This is a genomic window from Bradyrhizobium sp. USDA 4011, from assembly GCF_054063415.1.
In genome coordinates this window covers 3,900,124-3,923,442 of record NZ_JBSSGG010000001.1, presented here as the reverse complement: position 1 = coordinate 3,923,442, position 23,319 = coordinate 3,900,124, and the positions used below count along the sequence as shown (strand labels likewise).

The 23,319-nt window shown below is 63.8% G+C and carries 17 protein-coding genes and 1 pseudogene; 11 read left to right on the top strand and 7 right to left on the bottom strand.

Annotated features, from left to right (window positions below; translation table 11 throughout):
* Positions 1-34 precede the first annotated feature (34 nt).
* A complete protein-coding gene (locus ACVW1C_RS18290) occupies positions 35-781 on the bottom strand; it encodes an SDR family NAD(P)-dependent oxidoreductase (RefSeq protein ID WP_456759619.1) in 747 nt (248 codons plus the stop codon).
* A 176-nt stretch (positions 782-957) separates the two neighbouring features.
* Here ACVW1C_RS18290 and ACVW1C_RS18285 point away from each other — a divergent pair, with 176 nt between their 5' ends.
* Positions 958-1,866, top strand: a complete 909-nt coding sequence (locus ACVW1C_RS18285) for a LysR substrate-binding domain-containing protein (RefSeq protein WP_456759618.1) — start codon at positions 958-960, stop codon at positions 1,864-1,866.
* Between the two features lie 898 nt (positions 1,867-2,764).
* Here the strand turns inward: ACVW1C_RS18285 and ACVW1C_RS18280 are convergent.
* Entirely contained in the window at positions 2,765-4,006 is a 1,242-nt protein-coding gene (locus tag ACVW1C_RS18280) for an LLM class flavin-dependent oxidoreductase (protein ID WP_456759617.1), read from the bottom strand.
* 269 nt (positions 4,007-4,275) lie between these two features.
* Here ACVW1C_RS18280 and ACVW1C_RS18275 point away from each other — a divergent pair.
* Together ACVW1C_RS18275 and ACVW1C_RS18270 are read left to right on the top strand one after the other, a co-directional pair.
* Positions 4,276-5,683: pseudogene (locus ACVW1C_RS18275) on the top strand (MFS transporter).
* A gap of 209 nt (positions 5,684-5,892) precedes the next feature.
* Complete coding sequence (locus tag ACVW1C_RS18270) at positions 5,893-7,068, top strand: extracellular catalytic domain type 1 short-chain-length polyhydroxyalkanoate depolymerase (protein ID WP_456759616.1); 1,176 nt, start codon at positions 5,893-5,895, stop codon at positions 7,066-7,068.
* On the opposite strand, the gene ACVW1C_RS18265 is transcribed toward ACVW1C_RS18270, so the two are convergent.
* Positions 7,069-7,737 carry an MBL fold metallo-hydrolase gene (locus tag ACVW1C_RS18265; protein ID WP_353705106.1) on the bottom strand — a complete coding sequence of 223 codons (669 nt, stop codon included), beginning with the start codon at positions 7,735-7,737 and terminating at the stop codon, positions 7,069-7,071.
* 175 nt (positions 7,738-7,912) lie between these two features.
* On the opposite strand from ACVW1C_RS18265, the gene ACVW1C_RS18260 reads away from it, so the two are divergent.
* On the top strand, positions 7,913-8,725 hold the full coding sequence (locus ACVW1C_RS18260; RefSeq protein WP_456759615.1) for an RMD1 family protein: 813 nt from the start codon (positions 7,913-7,915) through the stop codon (positions 8,723-8,725).
* A 107-nt stretch (positions 8,726-8,832) separates the two neighbouring features.
* Positions 8,833-10,461 (top strand): alpha-amylase family glycosyl hydrolase, encoded by a 1,629-nt coding sequence (locus ACVW1C_RS18255; protein WP_456759614.1) that lies wholly within the window; start codon positions 8,833-8,835, stop codon positions 10,459-10,461.
* Positions 10,462-10,536: 75 nt separating this feature from the next.
* Here the strand turns inward: ACVW1C_RS18255 and ACVW1C_RS18250 are convergent, their stop codons facing one another.
* On the bottom strand, positions 10,537-12,228 hold the full coding sequence (locus ACVW1C_RS18250; RefSeq protein WP_456759613.1) for an alpha-amylase family protein: 1,692 nt from the start codon (positions 12,226-12,228) through the stop codon (positions 10,537-10,539).
* A 130-nt stretch (positions 12,229-12,358) separates the two neighbouring features.
* Between ACVW1C_RS18250 and ACVW1C_RS18245 the strand changes: the two genes are divergently transcribed.
* Together ACVW1C_RS18245 and ACVW1C_RS18240 are read left to right on the top strand one after the other, a co-directional pair.
* Positions 12,359-12,841 (top strand): MmcB family DNA repair protein, encoded by a 483-nt coding sequence (locus ACVW1C_RS18245; RefSeq protein ID WP_456759612.1) that lies wholly within the window; start codon positions 12,359-12,361, stop codon positions 12,839-12,841.
* A 205-nt stretch (positions 12,842-13,046) separates the two neighbouring features.
* Positions 13,047-14,366 (top strand): IS1182 family transposase, encoded by a 1,320-nt coding sequence (locus ACVW1C_RS18240; protein WP_456756648.1) that lies wholly within the window; start codon positions 13,047-13,049, stop codon positions 14,364-14,366.
* 245 nt (positions 14,367-14,611) lie between these two features.
* On the opposite strand, the gene ACVW1C_RS18235 is transcribed toward ACVW1C_RS18240, so the two are convergent.
* Both ACVW1C_RS18235 and ACVW1C_RS18230 read right to left on the bottom strand, forming a co-directional pair.
* Positions 14,612-15,166: an ActR/PrrA/RegA family redox response regulator transcription factor gene (locus ACVW1C_RS18235; protein ID WP_016845514.1), complete on the bottom strand. Its 555-nt coding sequence runs from the start codon at positions 15,164-15,166 to the stop codon at positions 14,612-14,614.
* Positions 15,167-15,300: 134 nt separating this feature from the next.
* Complete coding sequence (locus ACVW1C_RS18230; RefSeq protein ID WP_456759611.1) at positions 15,301-16,620, bottom strand: ActS/PrrB/RegB family redox-sensitive histidine kinase; 1,320 nt, start codon at positions 16,618-16,620, stop codon at positions 15,301-15,303.
* Between the two features lie 106 nt (positions 16,621-16,726).
* Here ACVW1C_RS18230 and ACVW1C_RS18225 point away from each other — a divergent pair, with 106 nt between their 5' ends.
* The 4 genes from ACVW1C_RS18225 (at position 16,727) to ACVW1C_RS18210 (ending at position 20,866) form a co-directional block, all read left to right on the top strand.
* Positions 16,727-17,551, top strand: coding sequence for an ABC transporter ATP-binding protein (locus ACVW1C_RS18225; RefSeq protein ID WP_456759610.1), 825 nt, complete (start codon positions 16,727-16,729; stop codon positions 17,549-17,551).
* Positions 17,548-18,372 (top strand): ABC transporter permease, encoded by an 825-nt coding sequence (locus ACVW1C_RS18220; RefSeq protein WP_456759609.1) that lies wholly within the window; start codon positions 17,548-17,550, stop codon positions 18,370-18,372. The genes ACVW1C_RS18225 and ACVW1C_RS18220 overlap by 4 nt, the downstream gene beginning before the upstream one ends.
* 127 nt (positions 18,373-18,499) lie before the next feature.
* Complete coding sequence (locus ACVW1C_RS18215; RefSeq protein ID WP_456759608.1) at positions 18,500-19,828, top strand: polyhydroxyalkanoate depolymerase; 1,329 nt, start codon at positions 18,500-18,502, stop codon at positions 19,826-19,828.
* Between the two features lie 198 nt (positions 19,829-20,026).
* Positions 20,027-20,866, top strand: coding sequence for a M48 family metallopeptidase (locus ACVW1C_RS18210; protein ID WP_097671176.1), 840 nt, complete (start codon positions 20,027-20,029; stop codon positions 20,864-20,866).
* A gap of 139 nt (positions 20,867-21,005) precedes the next feature.
* Here ACVW1C_RS18210 and ACVW1C_RS18205 read toward each other — a convergent pair whose 3' ends face one another.
* Positions 21,006-23,249 carry a transglycosylase domain-containing protein gene (locus ACVW1C_RS18205; RefSeq protein WP_456759607.1) on the bottom strand — a complete coding sequence of 748 codons (2,244 nt, stop codon included), beginning with the start codon at positions 23,247-23,249 and terminating at the stop codon, positions 21,006-21,008.
* Positions 23,250-23,319: the final 70 nt, after the last annotated feature.

Below are 23,319 nucleotides of genomic sequence, written 5' to 3'. Positions count from 1 at the left end.
TGTTCTCCTGGTTGGATTTGTGATCGGGGTGTCTTCACGCAGCGGTCTTGCCGCCGTTGACGCTGATAATCTGGCCGGTGATGAACGATGCCTTGCCCGACGCCGCGAACAGGATGGCGTCCGCGAGCTCCTCCGGGCGGCCCGCTCGCTTCATGGGAATCCCCGCAACCATCCCGGCCTTGCGATCGGCGGAGCCCGTGAACCTGTCGAGCATTGCGGTCTCTATCGGACCGGGCGCGATCGCGTTGACGCGGACGCCAAAGGCGGCCGCCTCCAGAGCGGCGGATTTGGTCAAGCCTTCAACGGCGTGTTTGCTGGCAACGTAGAGCGAAGCATTCGGCGCTCCGCGGCTGCCCATGGTCGACGATATGTTCACGATGCTACCGAAGCCCTGGGACTGCATGATCCTGAGTTCGTGCTTCATCGACAGGAGAACACCGAGAACGTTGGTGTCGAAAGTCGCCGCGTAGCTTTCCGCGGTCTGCTCGGTCACTGGTCCGGGTGTGCCTTCCGTGCCGGCATTGTTGACTGCGACGTCGAGACGGCCGAACCGCTCGATCGTCCGCTCGACCAGTGCCGAAACGTCGCTCTCTTGCCGCACGTCGGCGCGGACGAATTCTGCTTCGACGCCCAGCGACCGGAGCTCTTCAGACAGTGCACGGCCGGCGTCGTCGTGGCGGCCGGAAACGACGACGCTCGCTCCCTCGCGGGCGAAGGCAAGCGCGGTGGCGCGGCCGATACCGGTGAGGGCACCTGTGATCAGGACGACGGAGTTGCTCATTCTTACTCTCCAGCAGATACGGCCGGTATGCTCGATCGGCCTAGTTCGCCAATTTCCACCGCAGCAGCTTTCGAAGACGTTGCGAGGTTTTGGCTTCAACGGCTGGTGATTTAGGAGAGGCTGGCTTCTTTGAGAAAGACTTCGTAGGGTCTGAGGTATACTTTTGAGGAATAGCTATGGAACTACGACACCTCCGTTATTTCGTCGCCGTGGCCGAGGAGGGCAGCCTTTCGGTCGCGGCCCAAAAGCGTCTGCACACCGCACAGCCGTCACTGAGCCGCCAGATCCACGATCTAGAGACGGAGCTCGGAGTGCAGTTGTTCGTGCGCGGACCGCGCGGCATCGAACTGACGCCATCGGGGCGCGTGTTTCTTGACCATGCGCGAGTGGCTCTGCTGCAGGTCGAGGCCGCCCGCGAAGCCGCAAGGCGCGCCGCCCAGCCGGCGAAATCAGCCTTCTCGATCGGGTTTCTTACCGGGTACGAGATGGACTGGCTTCCGGCGGTAATGGGTATCTTACGTGGTAAGCTGCCGAGCACGGAAATCACCATCCGTAGCGAGGACTCTCCCGACCTCGCGGCGGGATTGATGCGGGGCAAGATCGACCTTGCGTTCATGCGCCCGGAGAAGAGCGCGGCGGGCCTTCAGTTCAAGTTGCTTCGTCATGATCCGATCCTGGTCATGATGCCACGAGACCATCCGCTCGCGGCGCGCTCCTCGGTTCGTCCGAAGGATTTGGCAGGACAGAGCTACATCGGAGTATCTGCGGCGAGGGCGCCAACGCTGCGCTCGGCGATCAATGACTTTTTCACGCGACACGGCTTGGCGATAGAAACGGCGCACCAGGCGGAGAATCTAGCCATGGCTATTTCGCTGATCGCCTCCACTGGGGGCATCTGCCTTCTTCCGCTCTACGCGCAGAACTTGCTCCCGAAAACCATCGTCTGCCGTCCGATTCAGGGTGCGCCGCCGCTGGTCGATCTGGTGATCGGCTACAATGAAGGTAACCGTTCGCCGTTGCTGGAGTTTGTTCTTTCGAGGGTAGACGAGATCAAGTTTCAGGCGTTGAGGCACGAGGGAGGATGATGCTCGAGGAGAGCGCTCCGCTTGAAGAGAAGGCGTCAGGGCAGAAATCCGGGATTCCGTTCTGAATCTGGATCTCGAAAATCAGGCTGCGACAAATTAACCCGACGGGCAAATCAGCGCTTCCGTCGTCGGGCAAATCAGATGTTCAATTCCGTCCGTCTCACCCGATCGAGGGGCGCTTCGCGATCGTCACGAGCGCGGTGTGGGATGCGGTGGACGCTGATTGCGCAGTCGACGAATGCGCATGAAGCGGACGGCGAAATCGTGCAGGCCTGACGCCCTAGTGGTAGGTGTCCTCGTGCAAACGCAATTGCGTTTGCGCAGGCGGTGACAACAAAGCCCAGTCTCGCCGGGGAGAGCACGTATAAGCCGTAACCCATCGCGCAGGGAAAGCCGGGTTGTTTCCGGTTACACCTGTAGTCCTACCCCGTGCTTTCTACCCTATGCACGGGGCCCATGGGTGCGATCGGCACCCGGCTTTCCCTGCGCCCTCTGTCTCAGAGCGACGAAACGAAATGCAAAGCTCGGGCAAATCATGTCGTGAGAAGGCGTAGCTGTATCCCCACCCTCAGCTGTCATCGCCCGGCTCGACCGGGCGATCCAGTACGCCGGGGCTTCTCGGCTTAAACACGATTGCCTCTGGAATACTGGATCACCCGCTTCGCGGGTGATGACATCGCGTTGTTTGGCATCTTGAATCGCGAACCGTCCATCGCGTCGTCCTGGCGAAAGCCAGGACCCATTACCCAACTGCGCATTATCGAGCGATGCTGGGGCTACGATCCCGTTCACAATCAAAGACGGTGGTTATGGGTCCTGGCTTTCGCCTGGCTTTCGCCAGGACGACGATTGTGGATGTGGCGTTGTTCCTTCCGCCCTTTCGGGCGAGGGACACAACTCACGCCTTCTGCTTCGCCGCTTCCTTCGCGAGGTCGGGCGCATTCACGGCCGGGATCGCGACACGGCCGGTGCCGGTATGCTGAAGCGCGGCGGCGGCCTTGTCGTTCTGCATGATCTTGGCCATGACAGCCTGGCCGGCGCGTTCGAACACCGCGCGGTTGTCGATCACGAACTGGCGCGACTTGCGCAGGCCGTCGATATAGCCGTTGATCTCGGGCACCACATAGCGCGCGACCATGTCCCAGCTGCGGCGAGTGTTTTCCGGATTGGCCCAGTCATGGGCGAAGCCGATGATCGAGCCGACGCCGCCGGAGACGTCGATCAGGTTCTTGATCATCTTGATCAGGTCATCCGGCGTGCCGATGGTGGAGGCAGCACCTTCGACGAAGGCGGTCTTGTCGACGGCTTCGTCCGGCGAGGCGAATGCGGTCAGGCCCGGCCGCATCAAGGTGCCGACGTTATATTCGTTGTGCCAGCGCATCAGCCCGGGGCCGGCCTCGCGCCGCGCCCGCTCGCGCGTTTCGGCGATGTGCCAGGACAGCAGCACGCGCCAATTGGAACGGCTCACCGTGGTGCCGGCCTTCTTGGCGGCGTCCTCAGCGAATTGCCACTGCTGCGGCAGCGCCATCAGGCCCTGGGTCGACATCGAGCCCAGCGAGATGATGCCGATGCCGTATTTGCCGGCGAGCGTCATGCCCGACGGCGAGATCTGCGAGGCCACCACGAACGGCATGTCCTCCTGCAGCGGCAGGATCTGCAGGGCGGCGTCGTGCATCTCGAACCAGTCGGTCTTGGCGGTGACGCGCTCGCCGTTAAACAGGCGGCGGATCACCGCGATCGCCTCGTCCTGCCGGTCGCGCTGGGTCATCGGGTCGATGCCGAGCGTATGCGCGTCGGAGGCGAGCGCGCCGGGGCCGGAGCCAAAGATGGCGCGGCCGCCGGTCATGTGGTCGAGCTGCACCATGCGCTGCGCGACGTTGAAGGGGTGGTGGTAGGGCAGCGAGATCACGCCGGTGCCGAGCTTGATGCGCTTGGTGCGCTCGCCGGCGGCGGCCAGGAACATTTCCGGCGAGGCGATCGTCTCCCAGCCCGAGGAATGGTGCTCGCCGCACCAGAATTCGTCGTAACCGAGCGCGTCGAGCTGTTCGACGAAATCGAGATCGCGGCGGAATTGCAGCATCGGATGCTCGCCGATCGGGTGATGCGGGGCGAGGAAGGCTCCGAACTTGAGGCGCGCCATGGGTCGTTCTCTCCGGCTTATTGTTGTCGGGGGCTTTCCGCCAACCTACGGGGTGGCCCGAGGCAAGGCAATGCTTCGGGGCTGCGGCGCCCGCATGGTTGTTGCGCAAATCGGCGGCGATTGCCGCCCTCCGGAATGTTTCCCAGCGCATCAACGCAAATTGGCGCCGGGTCGAGCGTCCGTGATCCCAGGCTTACCTCGCAGGTAATCGAAGCAATGACTGGAATCTGCTGATGTCCGTCATGACGTCATTTCGGGCAGGACAGGGCATGCACCAGATCGTATCGACGCGCGCGGAGACCTCCCGCCGCTGGTGGGTGCTTGCGATCGTGGTGTCAGCGCAATTCATGTTCGGCGTGGATGCCTTCATCGTCAACGTCGCGATCCCGACGATCGCGGCGGAGCTGCACGCGACGCCGGCGCAGATCGAGGCCGTGATCGCGATCTACCTGATCGCCTATGCCACGCTGGTGGTCACCGGCGGCCGGCTCGGCGATATCCATGGCACCAGGAACGTGTTCATCGCCGGCGTCGCGGGCTTCTCGGTAACCTCGCTTTGGTGCGGTCTCGCGCAGTCCGGACCAGAGCTGATCATCGCCCGGCTGGCGCAGGGCGCGACGGCGGCGCTGATGGTGCCGCAGGTGCTGGCGACGCTGCATCTATTGTTCTCCGATGCCGCCCGTGCACGGGCGTTCGGTATCTACGGCATCGTGCTGGGGCTCGCCGGCGCGGCCGGCTTCATGCTCGGCGGCGTCTTGGTGACGCTCGATCTCGCCGGCCTCGGCTGGCGCGCGGTGTTCTTCGTCAACGTGCCGTTCGGCGTCATCATCATCGCGGCCGCGCTGAAGATCATGCCGACGGGGCCGCGCCGCGCCGGCACGCGGCTCGATATCCCGGGCGCGGTCGTGCTGTTTGCGGGCTTGTTGTGCCTGATCGGGCCGCTGCTGTTCGGTCACGATCTCAACTGGATGGCGTGGGTGTGGCTGGTGATGGCCGCAGGTGTTGCGATCATTGCGGCCTTCGTCCGGCTCGAGCGCAGCGTCGCGCGCCGCGGTGGTATGCCGCTGATCGATCTGGCGCTGCTGTCGGATCGCGCCTTCATGCGCGGCCTGGTCGCGGTGTTTTTCTTCTTCTTCGCCAACCTGTCCTTCTATCTGATCATGACCATGTTCATGCAGAAGGGCTTGCAGATCCCGCCGTTGCAGGCGGGGCTTGTGTTCGTGCCGCGTGGCGCTGACCTTCGTGATTGCCTCGCGTCACAGCGGTGCTCGCGCCAGGCATCGCGGCACGCTGGTGCTGATCGAGGGCTGCGCCTTGCAGATCGTCGGCCTCGCCGTGCTCGTTGCGACCGTTCAGACGATCGCATCACCATCGGCACTGCTGCTCGCGCTGGTGCTGATGATCTTCGGCTATGGTCAGGGCCTGGTGATGGCGCCGCTGTCGAATGCGGTGCTGTGGAGCGTGAAGCCTGCGAGTGCCGGCGCCGGCTCCGGCATGTATGGCACGACGACGCAGATCGGCAACGCGGCCGGCGTCGCCGCGATCGGCGCGGTGTTCTTCGCGGTGGAGAGCCCAACATCAGCACATCTGGCGCTGTTTGCGGCATGCGCATTGTTTGGGCTGTCGATCATTATTTCAGCCGCATTTCTGTCATGGATGCGCCGTGCCACAGCGTGAATCCGCAGGGATCTGGCGCCGATTTTCGAAAAGTTCACGTTCGAACAACGTGCTGCGGCAACTATTTCGATCGGTCCTCGGCGCGATCGCGCGTTAACGCCGATTCTCACAAATCCGCAGGGAAAGACAGCACACGGCCTTTTCATTTTGCGGTGCAGCAATTATCTGGTCAGCTGACACAGAAGAATAAATCACCTCAGGAGTTGCTGTTGTCCCTGGTCAACAACGTCGAATTTTTGCGTCATCTGCCCAAGATGAACGCGTTCCGCGGTCTCGGCGCGCTTGCGCCGGCCGTGCCGACGCCGCTCGTCGAGACGACCGAATTCGGCGTCAACCCCGGCGATCTGAAGATGTTCTCGTTCGTGCCCCCGCAGCTTGCGCGGTCGCCCGCGCTCGTCGTGGTGCTACATGGCTGCGGCCAGACGGCTGCGTCCTACGATCTCGGCGCCGGCTGGTCGACATTGGCGCAGCATTACGGCTTTGCGCTGCTGATGCCTGAACAGCAGGCCGTCAACAACGGCAACAACTGCTTCAACTGGTTCAATCCGCAGGATATCGCGCGCGAGCAGGGTGAAGCCTGTTCGATCCGGCAGATGATCGCGCACATGGCCGGCGCGCATCAGATCGATCCGCGCCGCATCTATGTGACGGGGCTGTCCGCCGGCGGCGCGATGGCCTCGGTCATGCTCGCGACCTATCCGGACGTGTTCGCGGCGGGCGCCATCATTGCGGGGCTGCCGTTCGGCGTCGCCACCGATCTGCGCGAAGCGCTGCATGCGATGATGCATGCGAGCGCACTGTCCGCGCCCGAACTCGGCGGTCTCGTCCGCAACGCGTCCACGCATGACGGCGCATGGCCGAGGCTTTCGGTGTGGCATGGCAGCGCCGACCGCACCGTACATCCCGGCAATGCCGATGCAATCGTCCGGCAGTGGCTCGACGTTCACGGCCTGCCGCTGGCGGCAATGTCGAAGGCGGATGTCGACGGCCATCCGCGCGAGGTCTGGTGGAATGCCGACGGCGAAACGCTGGTCGAATCCTTCTCCATCACCGACATGGCGCATGGCACGCCGCTCGGGCTGGCCGACAATGAGGAGCGCTATGGCGTGGAGGGCGCGTTCCTGATCGAGGCCGGGATCTCCTCGTCGTATCACATCGCGAGCTTCTTCGGCCTGACGGACAAGGTCCGTCAGCCGCATATCGCTCCGACCGGAATCCCGCGCGAGCGCGCCGACACGATCTCGATGACGATCCCGGTGCCTGCGGCCGAGCCCGAGGCAGTATCCGGCCGCAAAAGCGACCGGCCGCGCAAGCGACGGCGCAAGGGTGTCGACGTCGGCGCCGTCATCACGCGGGCGCTGACCGCCGCAGGCCTGATGAAGTAGTTACATCTCGCCGGTCAGGAACGGGTTCGTCATCCGCTCCTGGCCGATGCTCGATCCCGCGCCGTGGCCGCAGATGAAGCCGACATCGTCGCCGAGCGGCAGCAGCTTCTGCTTGATCGACTGGATCAGCGTCGGATGGCTGCCGCCCGGCAGGTCGGTGCGCCCGACCGAGCCGGCAAACAGCACGTCGCCGACATGGGCGAAGCGCAGCTCCTTGTTGAAGAAAACCACGCTGCCCGGCGAATGGCCGGGGCAGTGCAGGATGTCGAAGGTGAGGTCGCCGATCGAGACCTGATCGCCCTCGTCGAGCCAGCGGTCCGGGCCGAAATTGCGCACCCCGGTCATGCCGAAGCGCTCGCCGCTCGAGACGACATTGTCGAGCAGATATTTGTCGGCGATATGCGGGCCTTCGATCTTGACCTGCAGCGCATCGCGCAATTCGGCGGCGCCGCCGACATGATCGATATGGCCGTGGGTCAGCCAGATCTTCTCGACCGTCACGCCGGTCTGCTTGATCGCGGCCTGGATCTTCGGCACGTCGCCGCCGGGGTCGATCACCACGGCCTTCTTGGTCGGCTCGTGCCAGATGATGGTGCAGTTCTGCTCGAAAAGCGTCACCGGCACGATGATCGCGCCGGCCTTCGGTTTGGTGTCGGTTGTCTCGTTCATGGGGGCACCATAGGCTACCGGAAAATGCCGTCAACACGCTCGGGAAATGCGCCGGCCCCGACGTGTGATCCCAAAACGGACCGTGATAAGGTCACCTCCAGCAGAACACCATCGTGAGCAGGCCGGTATACGGTTGCTCTCGATCATGCGTTAAGTCCTCGCAGTCCGGAACCTCATGACCCAGGCCCCCAATTCACCGCTCGGCGGACCCCGGACCACCGCCCGCGCCTTCTTCGTCGCGGACCGCATCAACACGTCCGGCCTCGAGCGCGGCGACGTGCTGGCCACGACGCCGCTGGCGTTTCGCGTCAATGACAATGGTGTGGCGATCCTGTTTCGCTATGGCGTCGTCGTCCTGATCGGTCTCAACGCGCTGGAGGAGGATGAATTCCTGCGCAGCCTGCAGTCGCGCATGACCGGTCTGTTCACGCGGCGCGAGGAGGAGATCGCGATCATCGAGCTTGCGGCGGACAAGGAAGACCAGATTCCGCCGGGCGGCCCGATCTATCTGCAAAGCCTGTCGCCGGAGCGGCTGATCCTGGTCGGCGAAGCGCTGGCCAAGAGCGTGGTGCTTGCGCGGCACGAACGCGAGGTCCGGGCGGTCTTCGACACGACCGAGCCGTTGGCGCGCGAGCTTGCGAAGGGCGGCCAGGTCCGAGGCGGCCGCGTCGCGATCCTTAAACACATCGGCAACGCGCTGTTGGTACGGCATCGCGTGGCCGGACCGGTCGAAGTGTCGGAGAAGCCCGACATCCTCTGGGACAAGCCGCATCTCGAGCGGCTCTATGCCCGGCTCGAGGACGAGTACGAATTGAAGGAGCGTGCGGAATCGCTGAACCGCAAACTCGCCGTCGTGGCCGAGACCGCGCAGGTGCTGACCGATATCATCGACACCAGCCGCTCGCTGCGGCTGGAGCTGATCATCGTCTTCCTGATCCTGTTCGAGGTGCTGATCACCATCTATCAGCTCGCGATCGCCCGCCACTGACGCATTGCAGCCATTTTTCCGTCCCGAATTATGCGTCATCCCTGAACCGACAGGCCGCCCCGGGTCGCGGAGCGGCCTCAACCGGGCTGCGAGCTTGGGGGGACGGGATGGATCAGGACGACAGGGACTGGTGGCGGCGTGGCATCTTCTATCAGGTCTATCCGCGCTCGTTCGGGGATAGCGACGGCGACGGCGTCGGCGATCTCAGGGGGATCATCGCGCGACTGCCCTATCTGACGCGGCTTGGCGTCGACGCGGTCTGGCTGTCGCCGATCTTCCCGTCGCCGATGGCCGATTTCGGCTACGACATCTCGGATTACACCGGCATCGACCCGCTGTTCGGGACGATGGAGGATTTCGACGCGCTGGTCGCGGCTGCGCACGATTCCGGCCTCAAGCTGATCCTCGACCTGGTGCCTAACCATACATCCGATCAGCATCCCTGGTTCATCGAAGCGAAGAGCTCGCGCGATAACCCGAAGCGCGACTGGTACATCTGGCGCGATCCGGCGCCGAATGGCGGTCCACCGAACAACTGGCTGTCGGAGTTCGGCGGCAGCGCCTGGACGTATGACGAGGCTTCCGGCCAGTACTATTATCACGCGTTCCTTACCCAGCAGCCTGATCTGAACTGGCGCAATGGCGAGGTGAGAGACGCGATCTATGACGTGATGCGCTTCTGGCTGCGCAAGGGCGTCGACGGTTTTCGTGTCGACGTGATCTGGCACCTGATCAAGGATGCCGAATTCCGCGACAACCCGCCGAACCCGCACTATCGCGAAGGCCGACCGCCGCACGAGAAAGTGCTGACGCAATATTCGACCGATCAGCTCGAAGTCCATGCTGTTATCACCGAGATGCGCCGCGTCACCGGGGAGTTCGACAACCGCGTTCTGATCGGCGAGATCTATCTGCCGCTGCACCGGCTGGTTGCTTATTACGGCAACGATCTGCGCGGCGCGCAGATGCCGTTCAATTTCGCGCTGTTGTCCACCTTGTGGAGCGCGCGCTCGGTCGAGCAGATCATTGCCGATTACGAAAAGGCGCTGCCGCCGGGCGCATGGCCGAACTGGGTGCTCGGCAATCACGACCGGCCGCGGGTGGCGAGCCGGGTGGGGCCCGCGCAGGCGCCGGTCGCCGCGATGCTGTTGCTGACGCTGCGTGGCACGCCGACGCTGTATTACGGCGACGAGATCGGCATGCATCAGGTTGCGATTGCCCCTAGCGAGGTGCGTGATCCCTTCGAGAAGAACGTGCCTGGCATCGGCGTCGGCCGCGACGGCTGCCGCACCCCGATGCAATGGAGCGCCGAGCGCTATGCCGGTTTCTCGACCGCCAGGCCGTGGCTGCCGCTGGCGCAGGATTTCGCAAGCGACAATGTCGCAAGGCTGGAGGCGGAGCGGGCGTCGATCCTCAACCTCTACAAGGCGCTGATCGCGTTGCGGCGAAGGTTGCCGCAGCTCGTCCATGGCAGCTATGAGCCGGTGACGGCGCACGGCGATGTCCTGCTCTACCGGCGGCGGAGCGCCGAGGGCGTCGCCGTGATCGCGCTGAACTTCGGGGCGGTCCCCGCGTCGGTCTCCTCCAGCGCCATCGGCTTCAGCAACGAGGTTCTGCTCTCGACCTTCATGGACCGGCAGGGCGAGAAGGTCGAAGGCGTGCTCAACCTGCGCGGCAATGAAGGCGTGATCCTCGGGCTGCATCAGGACGACCAAAGCGCGATGAGATCACGTTAAATCATCATCGCGCTTCAGCTTCGTGGTTGGGCATGATCCATTCGGAAAACCGCTTCACACTTTTCCGGATCATGCCTAACGCGACGTGCGGGGCTCCCTGGTGTCGATATCGCTGCGCTTGAGCAGGTAGTCGAGCCCACCGACCCTGTACCAGCGATAGCCGTAGGCTTCGACCAGAAGCTTGTGACGGCCGGCATTGTCGGCGCGGCTGTGATCCTCGGACAGAAGGTTGACGAGGAGATTGCCGGCGTCATCGGGCAGTCCAACGTCGAACGAAATCTCGAGCGGCTTTTCCGCGAAATTGTGCACGAACAGCACCGAGTTGTTGCGCCAGTCGTAACGAATGATCAGGACGGCAGGATTTCGGGTTGCGATGATCTTGAAGTCTCCCCAGCCGACTTCGGGGACTTCCTTGCGCATGCGGATGATGCGCTCGGTCCAGTTCAACATCGAATTGGGGTCGCGCCGCTGCTTGGCGGCGTTGACGTGTTCATAGCCGTAGGGTCCCTTGTCGATCACCGGCACGCATGGCCGATCGCTTTCGGTAAAGCCGCCGTGCGGCTCGGTCGACCATTGCATGGGCGTGCGCGCGCAAGCGCGTTCGGGCAGGTCGAGATCATCGCCCATGCCGAGTTCATCGCCGTAGCGGATCACGGGCGTGCCGGGAAGCGTGCACATCAGACTGTAAGCGAGTTCCAGACGTCGGCGATCGCCGCCCAGCATGGGTGCAAGGCGCCGCCGGATGCCGCGGTCGTAGAGCTGCATGCTCTTGTCGGGTCCGAATGCCTTGAACACCGTCTCGCGCTGCGCCCTGGTGAGACGGCCGAGGTCGAGTTCATCGTGATTGCGGAGGAACAGGCCCCATTGGGCGGTCGCGGGCCGCGGCTTGGTCGCCGTCAATGCTTTCGCCAATGGCTTCGAATCGGCTGACGCCAGCGCGTAAAACAGATGCTGATTGACGTGGAAGTTGAACATCATGTGCATGCGGTCGCCGTCGCGCCCGAAATACTCCATGTCCGTCTCGGGCAAGACATTGGCTTCGGCAAGGATGATCGCGTTGCCCTGGCGCCATTGCAGGAATTCGCGGAACGATCGCAGCATGTCGTATTGCTCGACCGGCTTGCGCACGGAGGCGCCCTTGGTTGCGATCACGAAGGGCACGGCGTCCATGCGGAAGCCGGAGACGCCGAGTTGAATCCAGAATCCCATGATCTTGAGGATCTCGGCCTGGACATGCGGGTTCGACGTGTTGAGGTCCGGCTGGAAATCGTAGAAGCGATGGAAGTACCAGGCGCCCGCCTGCTTGTCGCGCGTCCAGGTCGATTTCTGCACTCCCGGAAACACCATGCCCGTGTTGGCATTGGCGGGCTTCTTGTCCGACCAGACATACCAGTCGCGGTAAGGCGAGTCCTTTGCGCTGCGCGCTGATCGAAACCAGGCGTGCTGGTCCGAGGTGTGATTGACGACGAGATCGATGATCACGCGGATGCCGCGTTGCCGGCAGCCATGGGTAAACTCGACGAAATCGCCCAGCGTGCCGTAGGTCGGATCGACCCCGTAATAGTCCGAAATGTCGTAACCATCGTCCTTGCAAGGCGAAGGCTGAAACGGCATCAGCCAGATCGCAGTGATGCCGAGCCCGTGCAGATAATCCAGACGCCGCAGCAGGCCTCTGAAGTCGCCGATGCCGTCGCCGTTGGCATCCATGTAGGTGCCGACGGAGAGGCAGTAGATCACGCCGTTCTTGTACCAGAGGTCGTCGATCACCAGGCAGCCCTCATCGGTCCGCCCATGGTGGCGGCGGTGGGATAAGCGGCGAGGTGGCGGCGGGTTCCTGCCCGGAGCGCCGTTCCACTTTTCCGGATCATGCTCTCGTGGAATCGGCTATTCTGCAGCGATGGAATCGCCCGCCCGCCAGATCGCGCTTGTGCCCGCGCCCGACCGACGCCAGTCGGAGACCGCGCTGGCGATCGCGCGCGGGACGGCGCGGCTTCTGAGGTCGCTGGGATTTTCCTGCATCAGCGAATTGCCGCTGCCGTCCGGCCGCCGCGCCGATCTGGTCGCGCTGAACGAGCGCGGCGAGATCTGGATCGTCGAGATCAAGTCATCGCTCGAGGATCTGCGCGCCGACCAGAAATGGCAGGACTACCGGATGCATTGCGACCGGCTGTTCTTCGCCTTCACGCAGGATCTGCCGTGCGAAATCTTCCCGGCCGACACCGGCCTGATCATCGCCGACGCCTACGGCGCGCATCTGCACTGCGAGGCGCCGGAGCATCGCCTACCGGCGGCCACCCGCAAGGCGATCACGGTGCGTTTTGCGATGGCCGCGGCACAGCGGATCAACCGGCTGGTCGACCCGCAGGGGTATGAACTCTAACAGCAAGCGCTATCGTAATCCGTCATCCTGAGGAGCGCGTAGCGCGTCTCGAAGGATGCACGGCCACCAGCCGGGCCGTTCATCCTTCGAGGCTCGCTGCGCTCGCACCTCAGAGCGTGTGAATTTTTCCTGTTTTAGACTGCCGATGTAGCCGGTTCGGTCGGGATGTGATTCTCTGCACGGAGCGAGTTGCGGGGGATGGAAGATGGCCGGGGACAAGCTGTTCGGAGAACTGCCTGAGCGGTCGAAGCCGCAAACTGATGGGGCGCCGTTGGGCTCGCCGCGGCTGCGCGAACCGAAGCGCGATCAAGTTGAGCTGCGAGCGGTCGATATCGAGAGCCTCATTGGGGAGGGTCATCCGGCGCGGGTGATCTGGTCCTATGTCGAAGGTCTCGACCTGAGCGAGCTTGAGGATCGGATCAAGGCCCGGGGCCACAGGCCTGGTCATCCGGCGACCTCGCCGCGACTTTTGTTGGCGCTGTGGCTCTATGCGACCAGCGAGGGGGTGGGGAGTGCCCGGGCTCTGGAGCGGCTGTGCGAGAGCCACGATGTCTATCGCTGGCTGTGCGGCGGGGTGTCGGTGAATTATCACTCGCTGGCGGACTTCCGGGTCGGATATGCCGATTTGCTCGACCGGCTGCTGGCAGAACATCTGGCGGCGCTGGCCGAAGTCGGCTTAGTCGATCTCGACACGCTGGCGCAGGATGGCGTGCGGATTCGGGCGAGCGCCGGAGCAGCCTCGTTCCGGCGCCAGGCAACCCTCGACCGGCATCTGGGGGTGGCGCAGGGGGTCGTGGAGGAACTCAAGCGAGAGGTCGATGCGCGCTCCGACGCGAGCAACCAGCGCATCAAGGCGGCCAAGGAGCGCGCAGCACGTGAGCGCGCGCAGCGGCTGAAGGCGGCACAGGCAGCGCTTGAGGAGATCAAGCGCCAGCGTCAAGCGCGCGCGGAAGAGCGCAACAACGGCAAGACGCCCAAGGAGCCGCGCGCCTCCACCACGGACCCACAGGCGCGCGTCATGAAGATGGCCGATGGCGGCTTCCGCCCGGGGTACAATTTGCAAGTGGCAAGCGTGGCCGGAGAGCAGATCGTCGTCGGGTTCGAGATCACCAATGCCGGCTCAGACCGCGGCCTCATGCGGCCGATGCTCGAGCGGACGCGCGTGCGGATTGGTCGTCTTCCGGGGCGCCATCTCGTCGACGGCGGCTTTAGCAGCGCCCACGACATCGAATGGGCGCACAGCCAGGGAGTTGAGGTCTTCTGTCCACCGACACAATCCAAGCACGGCACCGATCCCTCCCTGCCGCGGCGCGGGGATGGCCCGGGTGTCCTGGCTTGGCGGGCTCGGATGGCTAGCGAGGCCGGCAAGGCTCAGTACAAGCTTCGCTCGATCTGCGAATGCATCCATGCCCGCTGGCGAAACTGGAACCTGCGGCAACTGACCGTGCGCGGCATCGAAAAGGTCCGCGCTGTCGTGCTCTGGTACGCACTCGCCAACAACATCCTGCAAGGCCATCAAATCTGAAGCTTCGGCTATCCCGCCAACACACCAGAAATTGGCGAAACAAAAAGATTCACAAGCTGTCAGGATGACGGTGATAAGCTTTGACGATCTGTAGGACGGGTAGAGCAAAGCGAAACCCATCGCTTGTCGCCACGGCACGAAGGCGTGGTTTTCGCTTCGCTCTACCCACCCTACGAAACTACGAAAGGACAAAAGCAAATGGCCGGGACGAGCCCGGCCATCGCAAAATCACATGAAGCGATCGCTTAGCGCGGCGCGCGCTTGGCGAGGATACGCTGCAGCGTGCGACGGTGCATGTTGAGACGGCGTGCGGTCTCCGAGACGTTGCGGTTGCACATCTCGTAGATGCGTTGGATGTGTTCCCAGCGCACGCGGTCCGCCGACATCGGATTGGCCGGCAGTTCGGACTTCTCGGTGCCGGTCGCGAGCAGCGCGGCGACGACGTCATCGGCGTCGGCGGGCTTCGAGAGATAGTCGACGGCGCCCATCTTCACCGCGGTCACCGCGGTCGCGATGTTGCCGTAGCCGGTCAGCACGATCGCGCGCGCCTCGGGGCGCTTGCGCTTCAAGGCCGAGACGACGTCAAGGCCGTTGCCGTCGCCGAGACGGAGGTCGACGACCGCGAAAGCGGGCGCGGCGCGGCCGATCTCGGCGAGACCATCAGACACCGTGTCGCATGACTTCACCGCGAAACCGCGCGTCTCCATCGCGCGCGACAGGCGTTCCAGGAACGGCTTGTCGTCCTCGACGATGAGGAGCGAGCGGTCGGCATGGTCATTCAGTTCAGTGATGGCGTTCACGGTCCATTTTTCCCTGTGGCAGACACCTATTATATGGGGCCCTACTGCGGCACTGCCAAGGCAGCCGAAAGTCGCGTGCAATTCTCGAAAGAGCGATGCATCCGGTATGCCAGAGATGCGATTAAGAATCGTTCTTAGGCTTCGGTTTCGTCGGCCGGCGCGGCTTCCTCGAAGCGTTCGCGCGGCCAGACGATCTGCACCACGGCGCCGTGATCGGGGAAGGCGCGATTGGTAAATGACACTTTGGCGCCGGTGCGTTCCAGCAGCGTCCTTGCGATGAAAACGCCCAGCCCCAGGCCGCCTCGGGCATTTTGAGCCTCATCTGCGCCCCGGCGGCGCGACAAATACGGCTCGCCGATCCGTTTCAGCATGTCGGGCGCGATGCCCGGGCCATCGTCCGAGACGACGATCTCGATGGTTTCGGCGTTCCACCACGCGTTCACCTCGACGGTCTGGTGCGCGAAATCGACCGCATTTTCGAGAATGTTGCCGACACCATAAAGGATCGCGGGATTGCGTGCGGTGACCGGTTCACGCGTTGCTGCGACAGCAAGCCGCACCTTGATGTTGATGCCGAAATCGCGATGCGGCGCCACAGCCTCCTCGATCAGGGTCGACAGCTTCATGGTGTCGAACGGCGCGCCGCTCGATGACAATTGCGCAATCTTGCTCAGGATGTCGCGGCAGCGCTGCGCCTGCTCGCGCACCGTCTTGAGGTCGTCGGCGATCGCCGGGTCGTGCACCGTCTTCTCGAGCTCGCGCGAGATCAGGAAGATCGTCGACAGCGGCGTGCCGAGTTCATGCGCGGCGGCGGCGGCGAGACCGTCGAGCTGGGTCAGATGCTGCTCGCGCGTCAGGATCAGCTCGGTCGCGGCAAGCGCATCGGAGAGCTGGCGGGCCTCCTCGGTCACCTGAAATGCGTAAAGGCTGGTGACGCCGATCGCGAGCAGGATCGAGAGCCAGACGCCGATCAGATAGATCGGCGGCAGCACCAGCGGATCGTCGGCGTCCCAGGGCAGCGGCAGGTGATAGAAGAACAGCGCCGAGGCGCAGGCGACCGCAAGGCAGCCGAGCGCGATCGTGAGGCGGATCGGCAGCACGGTGGCTGAGATCAGGACCGGCGCCAGGAACAGGAACGAGAACGGGTTCTGCAAGCCCCCGGTGAAGTACAGCAGACCGCCGAGCTCGACGATGTTGAAGGCGAGCAGGGCCGCGGCATAGACCGGCTCCAGCCGCTGCATCGGGTTGAACGCGACCTGCAGCGCGAGGTTGAGCAGCGCCGAGAATGTCACGATGATGACGCAGGGGACGATCGGAACGTCGAATTCCAGTCCCTGGGCCACGATGAAGATCGCGACGAGCTGGCCCAGCGCGGCGAGCCAGCGCAGCCGCAGGATCGTATCCAGGCGGACATAGCGGCGAGGTTGGCGGAAATCGGAAGCGACGTCGGTCATATCAGGGACCTTAGCTGTGCCGTGGGCGGCGCACAAATTCGCGACTTAGCGCAAGGATGCAGGGCAAGCCTTGCGCTTATTGTCGCAATGGCTCAATGACGGCCATATGCAACAGCGCGGGACAGGTCAGGCGCAAGCGCCTGCGGCCAACCAGGCGCCCGCGGCCGATCAGGACGGATCGGCCGCGATCGACGTTGCGCATCTGGTCAAGGTCTACAAGGCCACCCGCGCGGTCGACGATATCTCCTTCCGGATCGCGCGCGGCAGCATCACCGGCCTGCTCGGCGGCAACGGCGCCGGCAAGACCACGACGATCGCGATGATCATGGGGCTGGTGCTGCCGACCTCGGGCAGCGTCACGGTGCTGGGAGCAAGAATCCCCGAGCAGCGCTATGATGTGCTCGGCCGGATGAATTTCGAGAGCCCCTATGTCGACATGCCGATGCGGCTCACGGTGCGGCAGAACCTGACCATCTTCGGGCGCCTCTATGCCGTGAAGCATCTGCGCGAGCGGATCGACCAGCTCGCGGCCGATCTCGATCTGACGGAATTCCTCGACCGCTCCAACGGCAAGCTCTCCGCCGGGCAGAAGACCCGTGTCGCGCTGGCGAAAGCGCTGATCAACGAGCCGGACCTGCTGCTGCTCGACGAGCCGACCGCATCGCTCGACCCGGATACCGCCGACTGGGTGCGGCAGCACCTCGAGACCTACCGCAAGACCCATAACGCGACCATCCTGCTGGCCTCGCACAACATGCTGGAGGTCGAGCGCCTCTGCGATCGCGTCATCATCATGAAGCGCGGCAAGATCGAAGACGACGACAGCCCCGAGGGGATCATGGCGCGCTACAATCGCGACACGCTGGAAGAGGTGTTTCTCGACGTGGCGCGCGGCCGCCTCCGGGAGGGCGCGCCAGAGGGCACACCATGAGCGAGATCGTCAGCCATCAGCCGCGCAGCATTTCACTGCAACGCATCAACGCGATGGTGCTGCGCTATTGGTATCTCCTGATGTCGTCATGGCCGCGGCTGCTGGAACTGGTCTACTGGCCGGCCTTGCAGATCATCACCTGGGGTTTCCTGCAGAACTACATCTCGCAGGCATCCGGCTTCTTCGCCAGGGCGGGCGGCACGCTGATCGGCGCCGTGATCCTGTGGGACATCCTGTTTCGCGGCCAGCTCGGCTTCTCCATCTCGTTCCTGGAAGAGATGTGGGCGCGCAATCTCGGCAACCTGATGATGAGCCCGCTGAAGCCGATCGAATTCCTGCTCTCGCTGATGATCATGAGCCTGATCCGGCTCGCCATCGGCGTGATCCCGATGACGCTGCTGGCGCTGTTCTTTTTCGGCTTCAATTTCTACGCCATCGGGCTGCCGCTGATCGCGTTCTTCTGCAATCTGATCTTCACGAGCTGGTCGGTCGGCGTGTTCGCCTCGGGCCTTGTGCTGCGCAACGGGCTCGGCGCCGAGAGCATCGTCTGGACGCTGATGTTCGCGGTGATGCCGCTCGCCTGCATCTACTATCCGGTCGAGGTGCTGCCGGTCTGGCTGCAATATATCGCCTGGACGCTGCCGCCGACCTATGTGTTCGAAGGCATGCGGTCGCTGCTGATCGATCACGTCTTCCGTGCCGACCTGATGGCCTGGGCGCTGGTCATCAACGCCATCCTGTTCGTTGCCTCTTTTGCAGTCTTCCTTGCCCTTTTGCAGAGCGCCAAGCGCAACGGATCGCTGCTCGGGGGTGGTGAATAAATGTCACTTTCCCGTGGATTCTCGGTGTTTTAGCCCGATATCGACCCCATATTCAGCTCGCGGCGCATTGACGCATTGTTACGCATTGGTCAGTATGCTGCGGCGCAAAACAGGGGTCTGAAATACTATGCCCATCGGTGAATTTGGCGGTGCTCCGCCACTAGTGGCAGAAGCCAGTCCGGCACTCACGACGCCGCTATACTGGATGTATGAGATGGCGCATGCGTCGCTCAATCCCGCGCGTGCGGTGACCGACGCCACCAAGATCCTGTTTCAGAACCCGCTCAATCCGTGGTCACACACCGAGTTCGGCAAATCGGTCGCGGCCGGCTGTGAATTGTTCGAGCGCACCACGCGCCGTTACGGCAAGCCGGACTGGAATCTGCCGACGAGCGAGGTCAACGGTATCCGTACGGCGGTCGAGGTTCGCTCGATCTGGGAAAAGCCGTTCTGCCGCCTGTTGCACTTCGATCGAAAACTGACCCGTCCATTGCGCGCGCCGCAGCCCCGCGTGCTGATCGTGGCGCCGATGTCGGGCCATTATGCGACGCTGTTGCGCGGCACGGTCGAGGCGTTTCTGCCGACGCATGAAGTCTACATCACCGACTGGGCCGACGCGCGCATGGTGCCGCTCGCGGAAGGGCGGTTCGATCTCGACGATTACGTCGATTACGTCATCGAGATGCTGCACACACTCGGCGGCAACATGCACATCATCGCGGTGTGCCAGCCCTCGGTGCCGGTCCTTGCGGCCGTCTCCGTCATGGAGGCGAACAACGATCCGTTCGTGCCGCTGTCGATGACGCTGATGGGCGGCCCGATCGACACGAGGCGCAATCCGACCGCGGTCAACAACCTCGCGGAAGAGCGCGGCATCGAATGGTTCCGCAACCATGTCATCACCAAGGTGCCGTTCCCGCATCCCGGCGTGATGCGCGACGTCTATCCGGGCTTTCTGCAGCTCAATGGCTTCATCAGCATGAACCTGGACCGGCACATGGACGCACACAAGGCGCTGTTCGCCCATCTGGTGAAGGGTGACGGCGACCTCGCCGACAAGCACCGCGAGTTCTATGACGAATATCTCGCGGTAATGGACCTCACCGCGGAGTATTACCTGCAGACGGTCGACCTCGTGTTCGTCAAGCACGCGCTGCCGAAGGGCGAGATGACCCATCGCGGCAAGCCGGTCGATCCGTCGAAGATCCGCCGCGTCGCGCTGATGACGGTGGAAGGCGAGAAGGACGACATCTCCGGCCTCGGACAGACCGAGGCAACGCACGCGCTCTGCACCGCAATTCCGAACCATCGCCGCGTGCACTACGTGCAGAAGGGCGTCGGGCACTACGGCGTGTTCAACGGCTCGCGGTTCCGCTCCGAAATCGTGCCGCGGATCTCCGATTTCATGGTTTCGGCGGCCAATACGCGGCTTTCCCTGGTCGCCGCGGCCGAATAGGTATCGCCCCGGCCGCGTTTATCGCGGTCGCGCAAGTCACTGGTTTAACTAAAAGAATCTCAAATCAGCCAAGGCTCAAGTGATGAATTTAATTTCATCTCTTGGGCCTTTTTCGTGACTCCGATTCATCAGAAAAAATCCGGTTCCGCCCCCTGCCGGTAGAGGTCAATTAACGGCCAACCCCTGTATATTGGGCAAATGATTTGTTTTTGCGCCGAGCGCTTTCCCTGGCGGCGGATATGGCAAAGTTCGGGCGAACTCCTGCTCCCCGGACTCTCAGAAATGGCTACTCGCGCGCTCCTCTATCGGCGGCCTGCCGAACCCGCGACCGTATTGGTCAGACACGGCTCCCAGTTCTTCACCGTCAGGCTGCGCCGGCATAGGCGCGCGCGCCGCTATACGCTCAGGATTCATCCAACCGATCGCGAAGCGATCCTGACCATGCCGCCGCGCGGCACGATCGTGGAGGCGAAGGAGTTCGCCAATATTCATGGCGGCTGGATCGCCGCCCGTCTTGGCCGCTTGCCGAAGGCCGCGCCGTTTCAGCCCGGCACTGTGGTGCCGTTGCGCGGTGTGCCGCATCGTCTGGTGCATCGCTCGGGCGAGCGCGGTACGGTCTGGACCGAGACGCGCGACAGCGGCGAGAAGATCCTCTGCGTCGCCGGCGGCGTCGAGCACATGGATCGCCGGGTGCATGACTTCCTCAAGCGCGAGGCGCGCAAGGATCTGCAGAAGGCGGCGCAGCTGCACGCCGCGGAACTCGGCGTACGCGTGCGGCGGATATCGATCCGCGATCAGTCGAGCCGTTGGGGCTCGTGCACCTCGGCGGGTTCGCTGTCGTTCTCGTGGCGGTTGATCCTGGCGCCGCCCTTCGTGCTCGATTACCTCGCCGCCCATGAGGTCGCGCATCTCGTCGAGATGAACCACTCGGCGCGGTTCTGGCGGGTGGTCGACAAGGTCTGCGCGTCGGTCACGCGCGCCAAGAACTGGCTCGACACCTACGGCAACGACCTGCATCGCTACGGGATTCAGGAGTAGGCGAACCCTTCGCCCCGGTTATTGTGTCATCGCCCGCGAAAGCGGGCGATCCAGTATTCCAATTGTAACGCGGCGTACTGGATCCCCGCATTCGCGGGGATGACAGCCGAAATTGGGCCCGGCTAAAGCCTATATCGGCCTACCGAAACAATCGATCCGCCAGCCAGCCGTCGAGCCCCGCCGCCGCTTCGGGCCGCGCGTTCGGGTTGGGTGGCGCCGAGGCGCGGGCCGGCGTCGGAGGTGGCTGGCGATAATAGCCGCCGCCCGACGGGACCGGCGCGGGCGCTGGCGCCTGCATCGGCGGTTGAATCTGCATCGGCGCCGCCGGTGCTGAAGGCGCTGATATCTGCGACGAGATCTGCATCAGGTTCGCCGGGGCCCAGCTGCCCTGCGAGTTCGGGATCGCCGCGACCGGCACGCCCTGATGCGCGGCCTTCATGAAGCGGGTCCATACTTCCACCGGCAGTCCGCCGCCGGTCGCCTTCTTGGTCGGCGAATTGTCGTCATTGCCGAGCCAGACGCCGGTGACGAGCTTGGCGGTGTAGCCGATGAACCAGGCGTCGCGATAATCCTGGCTGGTGCCGGTCTTCCCGGCCGCGGTCCAGCCGGGGATTTCGGCCTTGCGCGCGGTGCCCGAGATCAGCGTCTCGCGCATCATGCTGTTCATCATCGCATCATAGCGCGGCTCGATCACCTGGTTCGGTGGATCGGCCGGGCGATCGTAGAGCAGCTTGCCCGAGCTGGTCTTGATCCTGGTGACCACATGCGGCGACACGGCGTAGCCGCCATTGGCGAACGGCGCATAGGCGCCGACCAGCTCCAGCACGGACACTTCCGAGGTGCCGAGCGCGATCGAGACGTTGGGCTCGAGCTTGGAGGAGATGCCGAGCCGGTGCGCGGTGCGCACCACGTTCTTGGCGCCGACCTCGACGCCGAGCCGCACCGCCACCGTGTTCAGCGACATCGCCAGCGCCTGGGTCAAGGTCACCGAGCCGAAATATTCGTGGGTGTAGTTTTCCGGCTTCCAGCCCTTGATGTCGAGCGGCGCGTCGGTGCGGATCGTGTCCGGCGTCAGCCCGGATTCGACCGCGGTGAGATAGACGAACGGCTTGAACGACGAGCCCGGCTGCCGCTTCGCGGTGACCGCGCGATTATACTGGCTCTCGGCATAGTTCCGGCCGCCGACCATGGCGCGCACCGCGCCGTCGGGCGTCATCGCCACCAGCGCGCCCTGGCTGACATTGAACTTCACGCTCTTGGCGGCGAGCTCGTCGATCACGGCGGCTTCGGCGACGTTCTGCAGCTTCGGATCGATCGTGGTCTGCACCACGATGTCCTGGTCGATCTGGCCGACCAGATCGTCGAGCACTTCGCCGATCCAGTCGGCGACATAGTTCACGGTGCCGGCGCCGGCCGGCTTCACCGCAATCGAGGGTTGGCCGATCGAGGCTTTTGCCTGCGCTTCGGTGATGAACTTGGCGTCGGCCATCGCCGCGAGCACGACCCGCGCGCGCTGCTCGGCGCCCTCAGGGTTGCGGTTTGGCGCCAGCCGCGACGGCGACTTGACGAGGCCCGCGAGCATCGCGGCTTCCGGCAAGGTCACGTTCTTCGCCGACTTGCCGAAATAGCGCTGGGCTGCGGCCTCGACGCCGTAGGCGCCGGACCCGAAATAGACGCGGTTGAGATAGAGCTCGAGGATCTCATTCTTGGAATGCTTGCGTTCCAGCCACAACGCGAGCTCGGCCTCCTGCAGCTTGCGCTGCATGGTGCGTTCCTGGGTCAGGAACAGGTTCTTGGCGAGCTGCTGGGTCAAGGTCGAGCCGCCCTGCGAGACGCCCCGATGTAGCACATTGGTGACGGCTGCGCGCAAGATGCCTAGCGGGTCGACGCCGAAATGCGAATAGAAGCGGCGGTCTTCGATGGCGATGAAAGCCTTCGGCAGATAGGGCGGCAGGTCCTTCAACGCGATGTTGGCGCCGGCCATTTCGCCGCGCTGCGCCAGCACGCTGCCGTCGATGCCGACGATCTGGATCGTCGGCGGACGTTTGGGAATTTCCAGGGACTGGATCGGCGGCAGATGCGCGCCGACCCACACCACGACACCGATCACGGCGATGCCCGCCCACAGGCCGAGCACCGCGGTCCAATAGAACAGCCGGCCGATCCCAAAGCCGCGGGACTTGCTGCGCCGCTTGCTGCCGCTGCGCGACTGGCGCGGTTTCTCACTACCGGAATCGCTGCTTTTGGGTTTGGATTTGGCGGGCGTATCGTCGCCGCCGCCTGGAACGCGATCGGAGGGCGACAGTCTGAGGTCGGCAAGCGCGGCCGGAAGCCCGAACAGCGGCTCCTTGCGCGCACCGCCTTTTTTACGTCCCCACGCCATCCGCAACGCTCACACCCTGACAGGGCGCACGCTAGCGTTCCCGGTTTAAGGGGCGGTTACGCAAAGCTTA